At 40.1% G+C, this 19,944-nt stretch carries 15 protein-coding genes; 11 read left to right on the top strand and 4 right to left on the bottom strand.

Annotated features, from left to right (window positions below; genetic code table 11):
* Positions 1-161: 161 nt before the first annotated feature.
* Together speF and potE are read left to right on the top strand one after the other, a co-directional pair.
* The gene (speF, locus tag A3GE_RS0103495) at positions 162-2,324 is read left to right on the top strand and encodes an ornithine decarboxylase SpeF (RefSeq protein ID WP_018355894.1); all 2,163 of its coding nucleotides are present in this window, start codon (positions 162-164) and stop codon (positions 2,322-2,324) included.
* A gap of 60 nt (positions 2,325-2,384) precedes the next feature.
* Entirely contained in the window at positions 2,385-3,704 is a 1,320-nt protein-coding gene (gene potE, locus A3GE_RS0103490; protein ID WP_018355893.1) for a putrescine-ornithine antiporter, read from the top strand.
* Positions 3,705-3,845: 141 nt separating this feature from the next.
* Here potE and A3GE_RS0103485 read toward each other — a convergent pair whose 3' ends face one another.
* The gene (locus A3GE_RS0103485) at positions 3,846-4,568 is read right to left on the bottom strand and encodes a lysine/arginine/ornithine ABC transporter substrate-binding protein (protein ID WP_018355892.1); all 723 of its coding nucleotides are present in this window, start codon (positions 4,566-4,568) and stop codon (positions 3,846-3,848) included.
* A 228-nt stretch (positions 4,569-4,796) separates the two neighbouring features.
* Between A3GE_RS0103485 and rbsD the strand changes: the two genes are divergently transcribed.
* The 9 genes from rbsD to A3GE_RS0103445 all read left to right on the top strand — a co-directional run bounded on the left by rbsD (position 4,797) and on the right by A3GE_RS0103445 (position 13,781).
* Complete coding sequence (gene rbsD / locus A3GE_RS0103480; RefSeq protein ID WP_018355891.1) at positions 4,797-5,216, top strand: D-ribose pyranase; 420 nt, start codon at positions 4,797-4,799, stop codon at positions 5,214-5,216.
* Positions 5,217-5,228: 12 nt separating this feature from the next.
* Complete coding sequence (rbsA, locus tag A3GE_RS0103475) at positions 5,229-6,716, top strand: ribose ABC transporter ATP-binding protein RbsA (protein ID WP_018355890.1); 1,488 nt, start codon at positions 5,229-5,231, stop codon at positions 6,714-6,716.
* A gap of 14 nt (positions 6,717-6,730) precedes the next feature.
* Positions 6,731-7,699, top strand: a complete 969-nt coding sequence (gene rbsC, locus A3GE_RS0103470) for a ribose ABC transporter permease (RefSeq protein WP_018355889.1) — start codon at positions 6,731-6,733, stop codon at positions 7,697-7,699.
* 22 nt (positions 7,700-7,721) lie between these two features.
* Positions 7,722-8,669: a ribose ABC transporter substrate-binding protein RbsB gene (gene rbsB / locus A3GE_RS0103465; RefSeq protein WP_018355888.1), complete on the top strand. Its 948-nt coding sequence runs from the start codon at positions 7,722-7,724 to the stop codon at positions 8,667-8,669.
* Between the two features lie 84 nt (positions 8,670-8,753).
* Entirely contained in the window at positions 8,754-9,674 is a 921-nt protein-coding gene (gene rbsK / locus A3GE_RS0103460; protein WP_018355887.1) for a ribokinase, read from the top strand.
* Between the two features lie 27 nt (positions 9,675-9,701).
* Complete coding sequence (locus A3GE_RS0103455) at positions 9,702-10,718, top strand: substrate-binding domain-containing protein (RefSeq protein ID WP_018355886.1); 1,017 nt, start codon at positions 9,702-9,704, stop codon at positions 10,716-10,718.
* A gap of 154 nt (positions 10,719-10,872) precedes the next feature.
* A complete protein-coding gene (gene tnaC, locus A3GE_RS12515; protein ID WP_077434851.1) occupies positions 10,873-10,944 on the top strand; it encodes a tryptophanase leader peptide in 72 nt (23 codons plus the stop codon).
* Positions 10,945-11,046: 102 nt separating this feature from the next.
* Positions 11,047-12,465, top strand: a complete 1,419-nt coding sequence (tnaA, locus tag A3GE_RS0103450) for a tryptophanase (protein ID WP_018355885.1) — start codon at positions 11,047-11,049, stop codon at positions 12,463-12,465.
* A gap of 83 nt (positions 12,466-12,548) precedes the next feature.
* The gene (locus A3GE_RS0103445; protein WP_018355884.1) at positions 12,549-13,781 is read left to right on the top strand and encodes an aromatic amino acid transporter; all 1,233 of its coding nucleotides are present in this window, start codon (positions 12,549-12,551) and stop codon (positions 13,779-13,781) included.
* A gap of 43 nt (positions 13,782-13,824) precedes the next feature.
* On the opposite strand, the gene A3GE_RS0103440 is transcribed toward A3GE_RS0103445, so the two are convergent.
* The 3 genes from A3GE_RS0103440 to gyrB all read right to left on the bottom strand — a co-directional run bounded on the left by A3GE_RS0103440 (position 13,825) and on the right by gyrB (position 19,834).
* On the bottom strand, positions 13,825-15,483 hold the full coding sequence (locus A3GE_RS0103440) for an amino acid ABC transporter ATP-binding/permease protein (protein ID WP_018355883.1): 1,659 nt from the start codon (positions 15,481-15,483) through the stop codon (positions 13,825-13,827).
* Positions 15,476-17,221: an ABC transporter ATP-binding protein/permease gene (locus A3GE_RS0103435; protein WP_018355882.1), complete on the bottom strand. Its 1,746-nt coding sequence runs from the start codon at positions 17,219-17,221 to the stop codon at positions 15,476-15,478. Before A3GE_RS0103435 ends, A3GE_RS0103440 begins: the two co-directional genes overlap by 8 nt.
* A gap of 189 nt (positions 17,222-17,410) precedes the next feature.
* A complete protein-coding gene (gene gyrB / locus A3GE_RS0103430; RefSeq protein ID WP_018355881.1) occupies positions 17,411-19,834 on the bottom strand; it encodes a DNA topoisomerase (ATP-hydrolyzing) subunit B in 2,424 nt (807 codons plus the stop codon).
* Between the last annotated feature and the right edge of the window lie 110 nt (positions 19,835-19,944).

Below are 19,944 nucleotides of genomic sequence, written 5' to 3'. Positions count from 1 at the left end.
ATTTTTATTTAAAGCAACACTCCCTATTTTAAATAAAAAAGACCACATCGCTAATATTTATTAATTAGCGACATACACTCTTATTATTTAAAAAATAAAGCATGCATTATTTTTATAATGCAAGAAGCTTTTTCATCTCAAAATATAAACAAGGAGTTAATATGCCTAAATTAAAAATTGCATTTAGCCCGACAGTTACCCAATATTTCTTAACTCAAAGAGATATGGTAGAAATCAAACAAACTGATTTTACTGATGTCGCTGCTATTGTATTAAGCTCTTTCGATGTAGATCAATTTATTGGTTCTATCAAAGAAACTGAATTTAATATTCCCGTCTTTGTTGTTCAAACAGCCGAGCAACCACTTTCACCGGAATTTTATGATTCTGTTTACCATATCCAAGATCTCAATGGTTATGATATCCGGCTTTATAGTCGTCAAATTGAAACTGCCGCTAAACTTTACGAAGAAAAAATGCTTCCTCCATTCTTCAAAATGCTTAGCGAATACGTGGAAATGGGGAATATTGCCTTTGACTGTCCGGGACACCAAGGCGGTCAATATTACCGCAAACATCCTGCTGGCCGCTTCCTTTATGATTTCTACGGAGAAAACATTTTCCGTTCGGATATTTGTAATGCCGACGTTAAATTAGGTGATTTACTTATTCATGAAGGGGCAGCTTGTGATGCACAAAAGCACGCGGCACAAGTGTTTAATGCCGATAAAACTTATTTCGTATTAAACGGCACATCTTCTGCCAATAAAGTGGCATTAAATGCCATTCTAGCGCCGGGTGATCTTGTTTTATTCGACCGAAACAACCATAAATCCAACCATCACGGTGCATTAGTTCAAGCAGGTGCAACCCCTATTTATCTTGAAACAGCACGTAATCCATTCGGATTTATCGGCGGTATTGATAGTCACTGCTTTGAAGAGGGCTATTTAAGGGATTTAATTAAAGAAGTCGCGCCAGAAAGTGCGGATAAAAAACGCCCGTTCCGTTTAGCCGTTATTCAATTAGGTACTTATGACGGCACGATCTATAACGCACGTCAAGTGGTGGATAAAATTGGTCACCTTTGCGACTATATTTTATTTGACTCCGCTTGGGTAGGTTACGAACAATTCATTCCAATGATGAAAGATTGTTCTCCTCTTTTGTTAGAACTGAATGAAAACGATCCCGGCATTATCGTGACACAATCCGTTCATAAACAACAAGCAGGTTTCTCACAGGCCTCCCAAATCCACAAAAAAGATAAACATATCAAAGGTCAAAGTCGTTATGTTAATCATAAACGCTTTAATAATGCCTTTATGTTGCATGCTTCTACCAGCCCATTCTACCCATTATTCGCAACACTTGATGTAAATGCCAAAATTCAAGGTAGCTCAGCCGGTCGCCGTTTATGGCATGATTGTGTAAAAGTAGGGATTGAGGCACGTAAATTAGTCTTAAATAACTGTGACCTTATTCGTCCGTTTATTCCAACTACGATAAAAGGCAAAAAATGGCAAGATTACGATACTGAAGAAATCGCTACAAACCTTGAGTTCTTCAAATTCCATCCAACTGATACATGGCATAAATTTGAAGGTTACGAAGATGAACAATACTTCGTTGATCCTTGCAAATTCTTGCTCACCACACCGGGTATTAGCTTAGAAAGCGGTGAATATGAATCTTTCGGTATTCCGGCCACAATCCTAGCAAACTACCTGCGTGAAAACGGCATCATTCCGGAAAAATGCGATTTGAACTCCATCCTATTTTTGTTAACGCCTGCTGAAACCTTAACAAAAATGCAAACCTTAGTCGCCCAAATCGCATTATTTGAAAAACATATCAAACAAGATTCGTTATTACAAGACGTATTACCAACCGTTTACAAAAATAATGAGGAACGGTACAGAGGTTATACCATTCGTCAATTATGCCAAGAAATGCATGATCTCTATGTCAGTCGCAATGTAAAACAATTACAAAAAGACTTATTCCGTAAAGCTACCCTACCTGAATATGCAATGAATCCTCACAATGCCAATGTCGAGTTAATTCGCAACAATGTGGAATTAATTTCACTCACCGACATTGTGGGCAGAATTGCAGCAGAAGGAGCGCTTCCTTATCCTCCGGGAGTCTTATGCGTCGTACCGGGAGAAAGATGGAGTACAACCGCTCAACAATATTTCTTAGCGCTAGAAGAAGGCATTAATACCTTACCGGGCTTCGCACCGGAAATCCAAGGGGTCTATCTACAAAAAGATCCTGACGGACGGACTCGTGCGTATGGCTATGTATTAAATGAACATTAATCGCTAAAAAAGTGCGGTCATTTTTCAATGAGAATATTGACCGCACTTGAGGAATAAATTATGAGTACAAAAAGTAATAAAATTGGTGTGGTACAACTTACCATTCTCACCATGGTAAATATGATGGGCTCCGGTATTATCATGCTACCAACAAAACTAGCAGAAATTGGAACTATTTCTATCATATCTTGGCTGGTTACCGCTGTCGGTTCAACCGCTCTTGCTTACGCATTTGCACAATGCGGAATGTTCAGTAAAAAATCCGGCGGTATGGGTGGCTATGCCGAATATTCTTTCGGTAAAGCGGGTAACTTCATGGCAAATTACACCTATGGTGTCTCTTTAGTTATCGCCAACACGGCAATTGCAATTTCTGCGGTGGGCTACGGTTCCGAACTGTTAGGCACAACCCTTTCACCGTTATCCATTGCATTATGGACAATTTTTACCTTGTGGCTTGCCACTGTCCTTAACTTTGGCGGCGCAAGAATTACAGGGAATATTAGTTCATTCACGATTTGGGGAGTGATCATTCCCGTTGTTGGTCTTTGTATCGTCGGTTGGTACTGGTTTGATGGTTCACTATATATAAACTCTTGGAATCCTCACAATGTCCCAACCTTTGAAGCAATTGGTGTCTCTATTTCTATGACCTTATGGGCATTTTTAGGTTTGGAATCAGCTTGTGCAAATGCCGATGCCGTTGAAAATCCGGAAAAAAACGTACCTATCGCCGTATTAGGTGGAACAATTGGTGCGGCAGTAATCTATATTGTCTCAACCAACGTGATTGCCGGTATTGTACCAAATATGGATTTAGCACAGTCTACCGCACCATTCGGGTTGGCATTTGCCCATATGTTTAATGAAACCGTCGGTAAAGTCATTATGGGCTTAATGGTTATGTCTTGCTTCGGTTCCTTATTAGGCTGGCAATTCACCATTGCACAAGTATTTAAATCTTCAGCAGAGGAAGGATACTTTCCGGCATTTTTCAAAAAAGTCACCAGTAAAGACGCACCGATTATCGGTATGGTCACCATTACAGCAATTCAAACCCTATTATCTTTATTGACAATCAGCCCATCGCTAAATAAACAATTTAATGTATTGGTTGATTTAGCCGTGGTAACTAATGTTATTCCATACTTACTTTCCATGGCTGCACTAGCTGTTCTACTAAAAGTGGAAAATGTTCCAACACGAAAATATAAAACAACCGTGTTCGTTGCATTTATTGGTTCGATATATAGTATATATGCCCTTTATGCGGCAGGTGAGCAAGCCATGTTATATGGTTCAATCGCTACCTTTATCGGTTGGACATTATACGGCTTTGTCTCTTATAAATTTGATCTTCGTCGGTCAGTTAAAGAGTAAAATTTTCTTACTCCCTTTGCCCACGTTAGCGTGGGCTTTTTTATTGCTTCTGTTAATAAACACCGCATTGATTTAATGAAATGAAAAAAAAACCGCACTTTGTCTACCCAAAGTGCGGTCTGTTTTTACCGTTTTTTTAAATTACTTTTTCATCCATTTATCATAGATCTTTTGATATTCACCCTTTTCTTTAATCGCTTTCAATCCTTGATTTAAACGTTCTTGCAAGGCTTTATTGGATTTGTTTAATGCAATCCCAACACCGCGACCAAAATATTTTTCATTGATCACTTTTTCACCGATAAATTCAATATTCGGCTCTTTCTTCATTATATCCGCCAGTAGTGCCGTATCACTCAGCACAATATCAATCCGTCCGTTTTGTAAATCCAAAATCGCATCTTGCAAATTCACATAAGATTTTGGTGAATATTGAGGCGTTTCAGAAACGGTATATTGCTGGAAAGTCGAACCGTTTTGTACACCGATATTTTTCGCCGTCGCCAAATTTCCTTTGCCTTTCAATGCAATGTAGCTCGCAGAACTATCGTAATAGGGATCACTGAATAAAACCTGTTTTTCACGGGACGGCGTAATATCAATTGCCGACATCGCCGCATCAAAGCGTTTTGCTTTCAAACTGGGAATTAACGAATCAAACGGCATAGTTTTAAAATGACAAGTGGCTTGAATTTCTTTGCAAACCGCTTGTGCAATATCAATATCAAACCCAATCAACTCACCTTTCTCCGTTGTTACTTCAAACGGTGGATAACTCGGTTCTGTGCCGAACGTTAATTCCTCCGCATTGGTAGTAACACTCACCGCACCTAAAAAAATACCGAGTAAAAGTTGTTTCTTCATTATCCTCTCCCTGTGTTTGCCTCTTGATTCTTAAAATACATATACATTAAATAAAACCGAATAAATATTCAGCAATTATTTATAATGATTTATTTAAACTTGCTTGATTATGGCATAAAAATTCTGTGATCGCTGTCTCAAATTTGAAATCCGGTGATTGTTTTTTTACTTTTTCTCTCTATCATTCACTCATCGAAACGTTTCGATAAACCTAAAAAGGATTTTTCGATGAAAAAAACAATGTTACTCAACGCGCCACTTTCCCATTGTATTGCGACTTTAGGTCATACCGATAGCATTACCATTTGTGATGCCGGATTGCCGATACCCGTTCAAGTAGAACGCATCGATCTTGCTCTTACCGCCGGTGTGCCAAGTTTTTTACAAACCTTAGATGTTGTAATCAGTGAAATGTTTGTGGAACGCGCGGTGATCGCCGAAGAAATCAAAACTAAAAATCCTCATATTTTGACCGCACTTTTATCACGCTTTAGCCAACTTGAAGTCAGCCAAGGCAATAAGATTCAGCTGGAATTTGTACCACATGAAACATTTAAGCAATATTCCCAAAATAGCAAAGCTATTGTGCGCAGTGGCGAATGTTCCCCCTACGCAAATGTCATTTTATATTCCGGCGTACCATTTTAAAAAGGTGAAATAATGGAAACCTTACTCAAAATCAGCGGTGTCGATAAATCCTTCCCCGGCGTGAAAGCCTTAAGCAATGCCTGTTTATCGGTATATGCCGGTCGGGTGATGGCATTAATGGGGGAAAACGGTGCAGGAAAATCCACATTAATGAAAGTGCTAACCGGTATTTATTCTAAGGATGCAGGAACTATTGAATATCTCGGCAAAGAAACTATGTTCAAAGGACCAAAAGCCTCTCAGGAAGCAGGAATTAGCATAATCCATCAAGAGCTAAATTTAATCGGTAATTTAACTATTGCGGAAAATATCTTTTTAGGTCGTGAATTTAAAACCCCATGGGGGGCGATCAACTGGCAGAAAATGTACCAAGAAGCCGATAAACTTTTAGCCCGTTTGGGTGTAACGCATAGTAGCCAAAAATTGTGTTCCGAGCTTTCTATCGGTGAACAACAAATGGTGGAAATAGCTAAAGCACTCAGCTTTAAATCCAAAGTGATTATTATGGACGAACCGACAGACGCATTGACCGATACGGAAACAGAGGCTTTATTCAAGGTAATTAATGAGCTTAAAGCAGAAAAATGCGGCATTGTTTATATTTCTCATCGTTTAAAAGAAATTTTCCAAATCTGCGATGATGTGACGGTTTTGCGTGACGGTCAATTTATCGGTGAATGTATCATTGAGGATATTAATGAAGATGATTTAATCGAAATGATGGTCGGTCGCCGATTAGACGAACAATATCCCCACCTGACACAAGAAAAAGGCGAATGTGTGCTAGATGTTGCACACCTCAGTGGCAGCGGTATTGATGATGTTTCATTCAAACTTTATGGCGGTGAAATTGTCGGCGTATCCGGTTTAATGGGTGCGGGCAGAACAGAGTTAGGTAAGGTGCTTTATGGTGCGTTGCCAAAAGCCTCCGGTAAAGTGCGGTTAAAAAATCAAGAGATTGAGAATCACCGCCCACAAGACGGCTTAGATCACGGCATCGTCTATATTTCTGAAGATCGAAAAAACGATGGACTGATTTTGGGTATGTCGGTTAAAGAAAATATGTCTCTCACTTCTCTTGGCTATTTTTCTCAAAAAGGTCAAATTCGCCACCAAGTGGAAAAAATGGCGGTCGATGACTTTATTGAGATGTTTAACATTAAAACCCCAAGCCGAGATCAACAAGTCGGTTTGCTTTCCGGCGGTAACCAACAAAAAATCGCCATTGCCCGTGGCTTGATGACGCGTCCAAATGTGTTGATTTTAGATGAACCCACTCGAGGCGTAGATGTCGGCGCAAGAAAGGAAATTTATCAACTCATCAATGAATTTAAAAAAGACGGATTAAGTATTGTAATGATTTCTTCCGATATGCCGGAAGTGCTTGGTATGAGCGATCGTATTTTAGTGATGCGTGAAGGCAAAATCAGTGCGGAATTTTCTCGTAAAGAGGCAACACAGGAAAAATTATTGGCTGCCGCTATCGGCAAATATGAATAGGTAAGGTAAAAATAATGAAAACTGAGACTTCCCGTTTCCAAATGGGCAAATTTTTAATTGAGCAACGTTCGTTTATTGCGCTGATTATTCTTATAGCCATTGTATCCACAATGAACCCGAATTTTTTCAGCATAGATAATATTCTGAATATTTTGCGTCAAACATCCGTGAATGCCATTATTGCTGTGGGAATGACCTTTGTCATTTTAATCGCAGGAATTGATCTTTCCGTGGGCTCTGTTTTGGCATTAACAGGCGCAATCGCCGCCTCTATGGTGAGCCATGAATTGCCAATTTTACTTGTCGTTCCTATGGTTTTATTGCTTGGCACAATTTTAGGCGGGATAAGCGGTGTTATCATGGCAAAAGGAAAAGTCCAAGCCTTTATTGCAACTCTCGTTACCATGACCTTATTACGTGGTGTGACGATGGTTTATACGGATGGTCGCCCCATTACGACCGGTTTTTCTGATAGTGCCGATGTTTTTTCAGCTATCGGTACAGGCTATTTTCTGGGTATTCCGATCCCTATTTGGATTATGGCTACCGTATTTGCTGTGGCGTGGTATATCTTAAAACATACTCCAATCGGTCGTTATATTTATGCCCTTGGCGGCAACGAATCCGCTACTCAGCTTTCCGGTATTAATGTGAATAAAATCAAAGTATTTGTGTTCGCTGTGAGTGGTTTTTTATCCGCCCTTGCCGGCTTAATTGTGACCTCCCGTCTTTCCTCTGCTCAACCGACCGCCGGTGTATCCTATGAACTTGATGCCATTGCTGCCGTTGTCGTTGGCGGAACCAGTCTCATGGGAGGGAAAGGACGAGTGATGGGAACACTCATTGGAGCATTGATTATCGGATTCTTAAATAATGCCCTAAATTTATTAGATATTTCATCTTACTATCAAATGATAGCAAAAGCGTTGGTTATTCTGGTTGCTGTTTTAGCCGATAACTATCTTGGTACAAAAAAACTGTAACTCATTTTAAGGAGAAAAAACGATGAAAAAATTATTCACAAACTCGCTTACTCGTTTGTGCACCCCTCACGGGGCCGTTGGCAAATCCAACGTTCAAAAAACGTTGTTTTTTGTAACCGCACTTACTTCCGCAGTAGCTGTATCCGGCACTGCTTCTGCACAGGATACCATTGCCCTTGCAGTGTCCACATTGGATAACCCTTTCTTCGTCACATTAAAAGACGGTGCACAGAAAAAAGCCGATGAATTAGGCTACAAACTCGTTGTGCTTGATTCACAAAACGATCCGGCAAAAGAACTGGCTAATGTGGAAGATTTAACTGTCCGTGGCGCAAAAGTGCTGTTAATCAACCCGACAGATTCTGAAGCGGTGGGGAATGCGGTCGCAATTGCGAACCGTAATAACATTCCGGTTATCACTTTAGATCGCGGTGCCGCCAAAGGAAATGTCGTGAGCCATATCGCTTCCGATAATGTTGCCGGCGGTAAAATGGCGGGGGATTTCATCGCACAGAAATTAGGTGATGAAGCAAAAGTTATTCAACTTGAAGGTATCGCAGGGACATCTGCAGCCCGCGAACGTGGGGAAGGTTTCAAACAAGCCATTGAAGCCCATAAATTCAATGTTCTTGCCAGCCAACCGGCAGATTTTGACCGTACCAAAGGTTTAAACGTAACGGAAAATCTCCTCGCCAGTAAAGCAGATGTTCAAGCGATTTTCGCCCAAAATGACGAAATGGCATTAGGCGCATTGCGAGCGGTTAATGCAGCAAATAAAAAAGTGCTTATTGTCGGTTTTGACGGCACAGATGATGGTGTAAAAGCAGTGAAAAGCGGTAAACTCGCGGCGACTATCGCACAACAACCGGATTTGATTGGCTCATTGGGTGTTGTCACGGCCGATAAAATCTTAAAAGGCGAAAAAGTGGACGTTAAAATCCCAGTAGATTTAAAAGTGATTAGTGAATAATTACTTTCATCACACACAATAACTGCCACAAGCTTTTACGTTTGTGGCAGAAAATTTGTCATAAAAATCAATAAGGATTCCAACATGAACAAAAAACTCACCGTTCTCGGCAGTATAAACGCCGATCATGTCATATCCGTACCTTATTTCGCCAAACCGGGGGAAACCCTCACCGGAGAAAATTATCGCATCGCCTATGGCGGGAAAGGTGCAAATCAGGCAGTTGCCGCTGCACGATTAGGGGCAAATGTCGCCTTTATTGGCTGTATCGGCAGTGACGGTATTGGTGAAACCATGAAAAATACTTTTGCACAGGAAAGGATTGATACGTCGCCGATCACGACAATTCAACAAGAAATGACAGGTATCGCCTTTATTCAAGTTGCACAATCCGCTGAAAATAGTATTGTTATTGCATCGGGTGCAAATGCTTATTTAGATGAACAAATCGTACGCCAAAACGAAGCACAAATTGCCCAATCAGCCAGTTTACTCATGCAGCTCGAAACACCACTTCCGGCAGTGACACTTGCCGCACAAATAGCGAAGAAACATGGGGTGCAAGTCGTGCTGAATCCGGCACCGGCTCAACCTTTACCCGATAATTTATTAAATCAAATTGACATTATCACACCAAATGAAACGGAAGCTGAAATTCTTACCGGTGTGCGGGTGACAGACGAGCAAAGTGCGGTCAAATCTGCGGAGGTTTTTCATCAAAAAGGGATAGGCTGTGTGATTATTACACTCGGTGCAAAAGGCGTATTTATCAGTCGAAACGGAGAAAACCGCATTATCAAAGGTTTTTCCGTGCAAGCGGTGGATACTACGGCGGCAGGCGATACCTTCAACGGCGGCTTTGTAACGGCTTTGCTGGAAGGACAATCTTTTGAAGAGGCGATTCGTTTCGCACAGGCAGCGGCAGCCATAAGCGTTACACGCCAAGGTGCACAATCCTCTATTCCGACAAAACAGGAAACCTTAGCTTTTCTTTGTGAGACCTAAAGTGCGGTCAAAAATGGAATTATTTTTATGGCAACAATGAAAGATATTGCGAGATTAGCGAAGGTTTCCACTTCCACTGTTTCTCACGTGATCAATGGTTCACGTTTTGTGAGCGATGAAATTCGAGAGAAAGTTATGTTGATTGTGGCTGATCTCAACTATACCCCTTCCGCTGTTGCCCGCAGTCTCAAAGTAAAAGAAACTAAAACCATTGGCTTATTGGTCACTGCGACAAATAATCCTTTTTTTGCCGAAGTGATGGCTGGGGTAGAGCAATATTGCCACCAACACCAATATAATCTCATCATTGCCACCACCGGCGGTGATGCGAAACGGCTCCAGCAAAATTTACAAACACTTCTCCATAAACAAGTGGATGGTTTACTGCTAATGTGTGGTGACAGCCGTTTTAACGCCGATACCGAGCTATCGATTTCTGTACCTTTAGTTATTATGGATTGGTGGTTCAAGGAGCTTAATGCCGATAAAATTCTTGAAAACTCAACATTTGGCGGCTATTTGGCAACAAAAACATTAATTGAAGCCGGTCATCAAAATATTGGCATCATCACAGGTAATCTTAAAAAATCAGTGGCAAAAAACCGTTTGGAAGGGTATAAAAAAGCCTTGTCGGAAGCCGAAATCCCATTGAATAATGATTGGCTTATCGAAAGCCATTTTGATTTTGAAGGGGGAATTATCGGTATGCAAAAATTACTTGCCACACCACACCGTCCAACTGCCGTATTTTGTTGCAGCGATGCGATTGCACTGGGTGCTTATCAAGTACTTCAACAACAGGGTTTACGAATTCCGGAGGACATTTCCGTTATTGGTTACGATGACATCGAACTTTCCCGTTATCTTTATCCCCCTCTTTCTACCATTAACCAACCTAAAGCCGAATTAGGAAAACTTGCGGTGGAATTATTACTCCAACGGATCAAAAACCCAAATGAGCCTTATCAAACATTAACCCTAACCCCAACTCTGAAATTACGGAAGTCTATTAAAAATATAAATGATAAAACCCAAATTATTTAAAAATTTTTTGTTAAACGTATTATGTGACAGTCTTCACAAATTAAGAAAATAACAGGTGACAGATTTTATTTTTGTATTATTCTGATCTGACTTCGTTGTCAGAAGTAAGCCGTTAGTAGTATTAAGTTTCTATTTTCTTATAAAGGATTTTAATATGCTTAACTTACTTTCACCGAACCAAACTTGGGTGCTTATCGATCCAAGACTCTCCTTCTATTTTCCATAATCTACAATTCTTTTCTTTCTACTTATTTTATTGCTGCTCTATTTTCGTTTTAGAAAATAATTTTTACTTAAATTAATCAGATTAATTTTTGAGGATTTTGCTATGGAAAATTTTAAACATTTACCCGAACCTTTTCGTATTCGAGTTATTGAACCGGTGAAAAGAACGACCCGAGAATATCGAGAAGAGGCAATGTTAAAATCAGGAATGAACCCATTTTTATTAGATAGTAAAGATGTTTTTATTGATCTTTTAACCGACAGCGGCACAGGTGCGGTAACACAGGATATGCAGGCCGCAATGTTGCGCGGTGATGAAGCTTACAGTGGCAGCCGTAGTTATTATGCTTTGGCAAATGCAGTGAAAGAAATTTTTGGCTATGAATACACCATTCCAACCCATCAAGGTCGTGGCGCAGAACAAATTTATATTCCCGTATTAATTGCCAAACGTGAGCGAGAAAAGGGATTAGATCGTCACAAAATGGTGGTTTTTTCCAATTATTTCTTCGATACCACCCAAGGTCATAGCCAAATAAATGGGGCAACCGTGCGTAACGTTTATATCAAAGAAGCCTTTGATACTTCAGTAAAATATCCATTCAAAGGCAATTTTGATTTAGAAAAATTGGAACAAGGTATTCAAGAAGTCGGTGCGAATAATGTGCCTTATATCGTCTGTACCATCACTTGTAATTCCGCAGGGGGACAGCCTGTTTCTATCGCTAACTTAAAAGGTATGTATGAAATCGCACGGAAATACGATATTCCGGTAGTAATGGATTCCGCCCGCTTCGCTGAAAATGCCTATTTTATTCAACAACGTGAAGAGGCTTATAAAGATTGGACAATCGAACAAATCACTTACGAAAGTTATCGCTATGCTGATTGTTTGGCAATGTCTGCCAAAAAAGATGCCATGGTGCCAATGGGGGGAATTTTAGCCTTTAAAGATCAATCAATGGAAGAGGTTTATCATGAATGTCGCACCCTTTGTGTTGCACAAGAAGGTTTCCCGACTTATGGCGGTTTAGAAGGCGGCGCAATGGAACGTTTGGCAATAGGTTTACGCGATGGAATGCGTCAAGAATGGTTAGCTTATCGCATCGCACAAATTGAATATTTGGTTGCGGGGCTTGAACTCATTGGTGTAGCCTGCCAACAACCCGGTGGGCATGCCGCTTTCGTTGATGCCGGTAAATTATTACCGCATATTCCTGCAGAACAATTCCCCGCCCAAGCCCTTTCTTGTGAACTCTATAAAATTGCCGGCATAAGAGCGGTTGAAATTGGTTCGTTTTTATTAGGGCGGGATCCAAAAACAGGTGAACAATTACCTTGTCCGGCTGAATTATTACGCCTTACGGTTCCACGTGCCACTTATACACAAACTCACATGGATTTTATTATTGAAGCCTTCCAAAAAGTGAAAGAAAACGCAGCGAACATTAAAGGATTAATTTTTACTTATGAGCCTAAAGTTTTGCGTCACTTCACCGCACGATTAAAAGAGGTGGAATAATAAAATGCTCCTAGAAAATGCAGCTCGTTTCGAGCTGCATTTTTTATCAAAGACCAATACATTGTTATTAACAAGGATGTAATATGAAAAAACAACCTTCCATTTTCGGTGGTGCCTGTATTATTGCCAGTGTTTGCGTAGGGGCAGGAATGCTTGGATTACCCACCTCAGGTGCAGGCGCATGGACAATATGGTCTGCTATCGCAATTTGTTTAACGATGATAGTTATGACATTATCAGGTTGGTTATTACTTGAAGCGTACTCTACTTATGATTTAAGAGCTTCATTTAGTACCGTCACAAAAGATATGTTGGGTTCCACCATTAATGCTATTAATAATCTTGCCGTCTATTTCGTCGGGGGAATTTTACTTTATGCTTACACAACCGCATCCGGCGGTATTATAGAGAACTTGATTAAACCGTGGATTAACTTTGGTTCTTCCGGATTAGCCATTTGTTCGACTATATTTGTATTAATCTTTTCGTATTTTGTTTGGCACTCCACCCGTATTGTGGATCGTATTTCTGTATTACTTATTGTATTTATGGGAATCACATTTGCTATCAGTATCTATGGTTTAGCCGTCAATATTTCTTTAGATACTCTTTTTGATATTAACGGAAAAGAGGGCGATTATGCCAAATATGCTATCGGTATGTTTCCGGTTGCCTTAACCTCCTTTGGTTATCATCATTCCGTTTGTAGTATGCGTGCGTATTATGGTGAAGAACGGAAGGCAAAATATGCCATTTTAGGAGGAACAGGAATCGCCCTGACACTTTATCTTATTTGGGTTTTGGTCATTTTTGGCAATCTTCCGCGAGATCAATTTGCCCCTATTTTAGAGAGCGATGGAAATTTAGATGTATTACTAAATTCCCTCGGTAATGTCATTGAATCAAATACAGTTAAACAAATGATCAATGCGTTTTCCATAGCTGCCATTTTATCTTCCTTTATTGGAGTAGGGTTAGGCGTATTTGATTATCTTGCCGATTTCTTCAAATTTGACGACAGCAAAAGCGGACGCACAAAGTCTTGGACTGTCACTTTCTTCCCACCACTCATTATGTCAATCCTATTCCCACTGGGTTTCTTAAAAGCCATTGGCTATGCCGGTGCAGTGGCAACGATTTGGACTTGCATTATTCCGGCACTTTTGGTTTATAAATCAAGAAAACGCCACAATACGGCAGGATTTCACGTTGGCGGAGGAAAAGGATTAATTATTTTTACTGCTTTATTTGGTGTATTTGTTGCCATCGTCCACTTTTTAGCGATGTTTAATTATCTGCCTCAGTTTAAAGGTTAATTTTGTCATAAAAAAGTGCGGTCATTTTTAACCGCACTTTTCATTAAGACATCCGCCCATTCTCAATACTAATAACCTGATCGCAAATAGCCATAGTGGATTGACGATGACTGACGAGAATAATCAGTTTATCCGCCTTAACGTTACGTAATGATTGTAGAATCATCGCTTCGTTTAAACTGTCCAGATTGCTGGTCGGCTCATCCAATAAAATAATAGGTGCATTATGTAAAAAAGCACGGGCAATGCCGATGCGCTGTTTTTCACCATCGGACAGATTGCCGCCTAATTCCGTCATTTTGGTGTGATAACCTTCCGGTAAGCTCATAATGAAATCGTGAATTGATGCCTGTTTAGCGGCTTCAATGATTTGTTCTTGCGTAGCGGAACGGTGGGCAAGGCGGATATTTTCTTCAATCGTGTCATTAAAAATATAGGCTTGTTGGGTAATATACGCCATATTGTCACGCAAACTCGCTGTATTAATGTCCGCAAGTGCTGTGCCGTTAATGCAAACTTTCCCTTGTTGCGGATCATAAAAACGCATTAAGAGTTTTAATAACGTGCTTTTGCCACTGCCGCTTCTACCGTGAATCCCCAGAATTTGACCTTTACGTGACTGAAAATTAATGTCCGTGAGAATTTGTTCATCAGCATAAGCAAAACTCAGGTTTTCTACGCTAATTTCAGAAACATTTTCCAAATTGACCGCACTTTCTACATCTTTTAATACGGGTTGCTCCGCCAGCAAACTCAATACCCGCTCGCCCGATGCCAAGGTTTGTAATAAATTACTGGAAAGATTACACAAAGCAATAACCGGACCGTAACTCGACATCAACAAAATTACGCCCACCAAGAAACCGGCAAAGTCTATTTCATCTAAATAAAATAAAATCAGACCGGTGAATAAAATAACGATATTAAAGGCTGACACGGCAATTTCTGTGTAAATTCGAACTTTGCCTTCTTGATCTTTAATTTTGCGAAAAGCCTGATCGATAAATTGGCTTCGCTGTTGGATCTCGTTTAAACGTTTTTTTGCATAACCGAAAAGCTGAATTTCTTTCATACCACGAATGCTATCGAGGAAAAAATCATTCATTTCGCCCACCAATTCTCTATATTGTCTGCCGTCTTCACGGGCTAATCGAGTGGTAATGATAGGTAAAACTACGCCAATACAAAGATATGCGGAAAGGGCTATTAAGACAAACCATAGGGAAAAGTGAGCAAACACCGCCATCAAAATTGATGAAGTAAAAAATGCAATCATAATCGGCGCAATGGTGTGGGCGTAGAAGACTTCAAGCAATTCAATATCATTGGTTACCAGTGAGACAAGCTGTCCGGCTTGTTTATCCTGCAATTTAACAAATGCCAGACGGCGCAAAGCGGAAAAGACTTTATCACGCAATAATGCCAGCAATTTGAAGGCAATATAATGACCGGACATTTGCTCTAAATAACGCAAAATTCCACGAGCAGCGGCAAGGGCAATAAGTGCGGTCAAAATTTGGGTTAAATTTAAATGCCCGTCAAAACCGAGCAAATGCGCCAATCCCATCGCCCCCAGTACCATGATAAAAATCGCACTTAAAAAACCGAGCGTTCCCATTGTGATGGTAAACATCATAATATGCGCAAGAGGTTTCACCAGTTGTAGCAACTGCCACATCACTAAAAATCCATTTTTACGCATTTGCCACCTCTCTAATTTTCTCTAAAGATTTTTGCTGTTGGAACATTTCCGCATAAGCTCCATTTTCTGCCATTAACGAGGTATGCGTGCCTTGTTCAATCAATCTGCCTTTATCTAACACATAAATGCAATCCGCATTTACGGCATTAGCAAGGCGGTGGGAAATCATCACAATGGTTTTGTGTTGTTTAAATTGTTGGATAAATTTTAAAATCACTTCTTCACTTTCTACATCAATATTGCTGGTGGCTTCATCAAAAATGTAAAGCATCGCATTATGTAACAACGCCCGAGCCAAGGCTAAACGCTGAATTTGTCCTCCTGATAAATTTGCTCCTCTACTTAATAAAGGCATAGTCAAACCACCATTTTCACGCACAAAATCGGCTAAATTAACCTGTTCCAAACATTGATAAATTTGCTCGTCAGTGACATCGTCTTTTGCCATTAGCATATTTTCACGCAACGTGCCTTTAAACACGTAGCTGCTATGGCTAACCAGTGAAATATTTTCATAGAAAGAAGTGCGGTCAATTTCAAAAGCGTTTTGCCCATTAAACAAAATCGCCCCTTGTTGCGGCTTGTGGAAACCCATTAACAAATAAACCAATGTGGATTTTCCGCAACCGCTTTTCCCTACAAACATAGTAAGTTGATTTGGATGAATCGTTAAATTCAACCCCTGAATAGCTGTTTTTTCAGGGGAATAAGCAAAATATAAATCTTGCATTTCTACTTGCACATTATTTTTTGCAACAAAGCCAACCGCACTTTTTTGTGTTTTAACCGGTGTATCAAGTAAGGCAAAAATCTTATCGGAGGCGGCTTTTCCATTCATTGCCACGTGGAAAAAAGAACCCAATAAGCGTAAAGGAATAAAAAACTCAGAGGCGAGCAAAATAAACAAAATTACGCCAAAAATACTGATTTGCTCTGCCTGATATTGCAAAAGTGCGGTTAAAATTCCTACCGCAGCACCGCCATAGGCGAGTAAATCCATTAATGAAACGGAATTAAGCTGCATAGTCAGCACTTTCATTGTAATAGTGCGAAACTGTTCTGCTTCCGCATCCATTTGTTTGGCTTTGTAGCCGTCATCTTGATAAATTTTCAAAGTAATCAAACCTTGTAAGTTATCCAAAAAACTGCTGCCTAGCCCGACATAGATCGCCCAATATTTTGCCAAAAGTTTTTTGGCAATTTTATTAACAGCAATAATAGAGATTGGGATAAGTGGCACACATACCAGCAAGATCAATGCTGTCGGTGCATTAAAAAAGACTAAAAATAGAAATAACGTGAGCGGGGCAAGCAAACTATAAAATAGTTGTGGTAAATAACGTCCGAAATAGATTTCTAACTGTTCCACACCTTCTGATGCAACTTGAATAATACTTGAAGTAGATTGTTGGTTCACTTGATTCAACGGCATAGTCGATAATTTACGGTAAATTAAACTTCTCAATTCGTGCTTCACTCTTGTGCTGGCAAAATAAGATGCCTGTACGGATTTTTTGCCGGAGAAGGCTCGTAGGGCAAGTGCCACAACCAAAATTGCGCCAAAACCAACCGCACTTGGTATGCTAAGCTCATCTAAAAATGAGGCTTGTAACACATAGGCAAACACCGCTGCTGTAACAATACCACCGACTAATGCAAGCCAATTCCATAGTACCGTAATCGCAATCCATTTTTTGCTCTCTGCCACAGTATTAATCAGGCGTTTATCTATCATCATAATGATTACTCCTAAATTCATATTTTTTCATCATCATTTTCCTAGGTTATTAAGATGAGAATGATTATAAAAAACAAAATTAAATAAAAACAGATATTATTGAGAATAATTTTTATCTATTGACAGTTATCAAAAAAAAACCGTACTTTGTTTCCAAAGTACGGTGATTTTTTACCCTATTTTTTTAGATTAAATATCTAAATTTGCTCTGAGAGCATTAAGCTCAATAAACTCACGGCGAGGTTCCACTTCATCACCCATTAACGTGGTGAAAAGTTGATCTGCAGCAACAGCATCTTTAATAGACACTTTCAGCATACGGCGGGCATTTGGATCCATAGTGGTTTCCCAGAGCTGATCAGCATTCATTTCACCTAATCCTTTATAACGCTGCACTTCCAAACCTTTACGTGATTCTTTAACCAACCATTCTACGGCTTGTTCAAAGGTGCGTACTGGCTGTACTTTTTCACCACGGGCAACATAGGCTCCGTCCTCTAATAAACCGTTTAACTGATTATTGAGTGAAACAATTTTTGCATATTCATTACCGCTCACGAAATCAAAGTTAATAAAGTAATCATTATCTATGCCGTGTTTACGAACAGTAATAATTGCTTCATAAATCTGACGTTCAGCATTAAATTGGGTACGTATCGTATATTGATGGGCTTCGATTTCTTTTTCTTCAAGTCGTTGAACAAAAGATTTACCCCAATTTTCAACCGCACTTTCTTCACGCATCATCTCAACGGAAAGTGGCTGTTGGTAAATCAATCCCTGCAATAAAGGTGTTGGGTAATGGCGGCTTAAACGTACAATCAATTTTTGTATGCTGTTATATTCTGCCACCAATTTTTCAAATACAAGGGCATTCATTGCCGGTGCATTTTCACTGATATGTAACGCTGCACCATCAAGAGCAAGAGTTAATTCATATTGTTCCATTTCGTCCGCATCTTTAATATAACGCTCTTGTTTACCTTTTTTCACTTTATAAAGCGGCGGCTGAGCGATATATACATAACCACGCTCAATAAGCTCCGGCATTTGGCGATAGAAAAATGTGAGTAAAAGTGTACGAATATGCGATCCATCTACATCCGCATCGGTCATAATGATGATATGGTGATAACGCAATTTATCCGGATTATATTCATCACGCCCAATGCCACAACCCAATGCAGTAATCAACGTCCCCACTTCTTGAGAAGAAAGCATTTTGTCGAAACGTGCTTTTTCAACGTTTAGAATTTTTCCTTTTAATGGCAAAATGGCTTGTGTTTTGCGATCCCGTCCCACTTTTGCGGAACCGCCCGCGGAATCCCCCTCCACTAAGTAAAGTTCTGAAAGTGCAGGATCTTTTTCTTGGCAATCCGCAAGTTTGCCCGGCAGCCCGGCAATATCCAATGCGCCTTTACGGCGTGTCATTTCACGAGCCTTACGTGCTGCTTCACGGGCACGTGCCGCCATAATAATTTGATTAACAATGATTTTTGCATCGGCAGGATTTTCCAACAAATATTCTTGCATTTTCTCATTCATTGCCGATTCCACCGCACTTTTTACTTCGGAGGAAACAAGTTTATCCTTTGTTTGGGACGAAAATTTCGGATCAGGCACTTTCACAGAAATAATTGCCACTAAGCCTTCACGTGCATCATCACCAGAGGTTGCCACTTTTTCTTTTTTCAATAGACCTTCATTTTCCATATAGCTGTTTAAACTACGGGTCAGTGCACCACGGAAACCGGCTAAGTGTGTACCACCATCACGTTGCGGAATATTATTGGTAAAACAATAGACGTTTTCATTTACACCGTCATTCCACTGCAAGGCAACTTCCACACCAATACCGTCTTTTTCTGTGGTGAAATAAAAAGGTTTTGGATGAATTGGGTTTTTATTTTTGTTTAAATATTCCACAAAAGCCTGAATTCCACCTTCATAGTGGAAATGATCTTCCGTACCATCACGTTTATCTACCAAACGAATAGATACACCGGAATTTAAAAATGAAAGTTCACGTAAACGTTTTGCAAGAATTTTGTAATCAAAGGTTGTTATCGCAAAAATATCAGGACTCGGCCAAAAACGCACACTTGTTCCGGTTGCCTCTGTATCGCCGATAATCGTCAGTGGCGTTTGCGGTTCGCCTAAATGATAAAACTGTTCATGAACATGACCTTGACGGCGAATAGTGAGCTGTAATTTATCCGATAAAGCATTGACGACAGATACCCCCACACCGTGCAAACCACCGGATACTTTATAAGAGTTATCATCAAATTTACCGCCGGCGTGCAACACGGTCATAATGACTTCCGCCGCAGAAACGCCTTCTTCCGGGTGAATATCCACAGGAATACCGCGTCCGTCATCTTGTACGGAAACGGAATTATCATCATGAATCGTCACGATAATATCAGAGCAATAGCCCGCTAAGGCTTCATCAATAGCATTATCCACCACTTCAAACACCATATGATGTAAACCGGTGCCATCATCGGTATCACCGATATACATCCCCGGGCGTTTACGAACGGCATCAAGCCCTTTTAATACTTTAATGCTGGATGCACCATAGTTATCGGTCGTGGTAGTTTCTGACATAATTAATCTCTATTTTTGTAAATGAAAATTAGGCAAGATTATAGCAAAAAATGTACTAATTAGCGAATAATAACCAAAAAGCACCCATTCTTAAAAGCTAGCCTTACAAT

This window comes from Rodentibacter pneumotropicus DSM 21403 (assembly GCF_000379905.1).
GTDB lineage: Bacteria > Pseudomonadota > Gammaproteobacteria > Enterobacterales > Pasteurellaceae > Rodentibacter > Rodentibacter pneumotropicus.
This window is presented reverse-complemented; position numbering and strand designations above follow the sequence as displayed.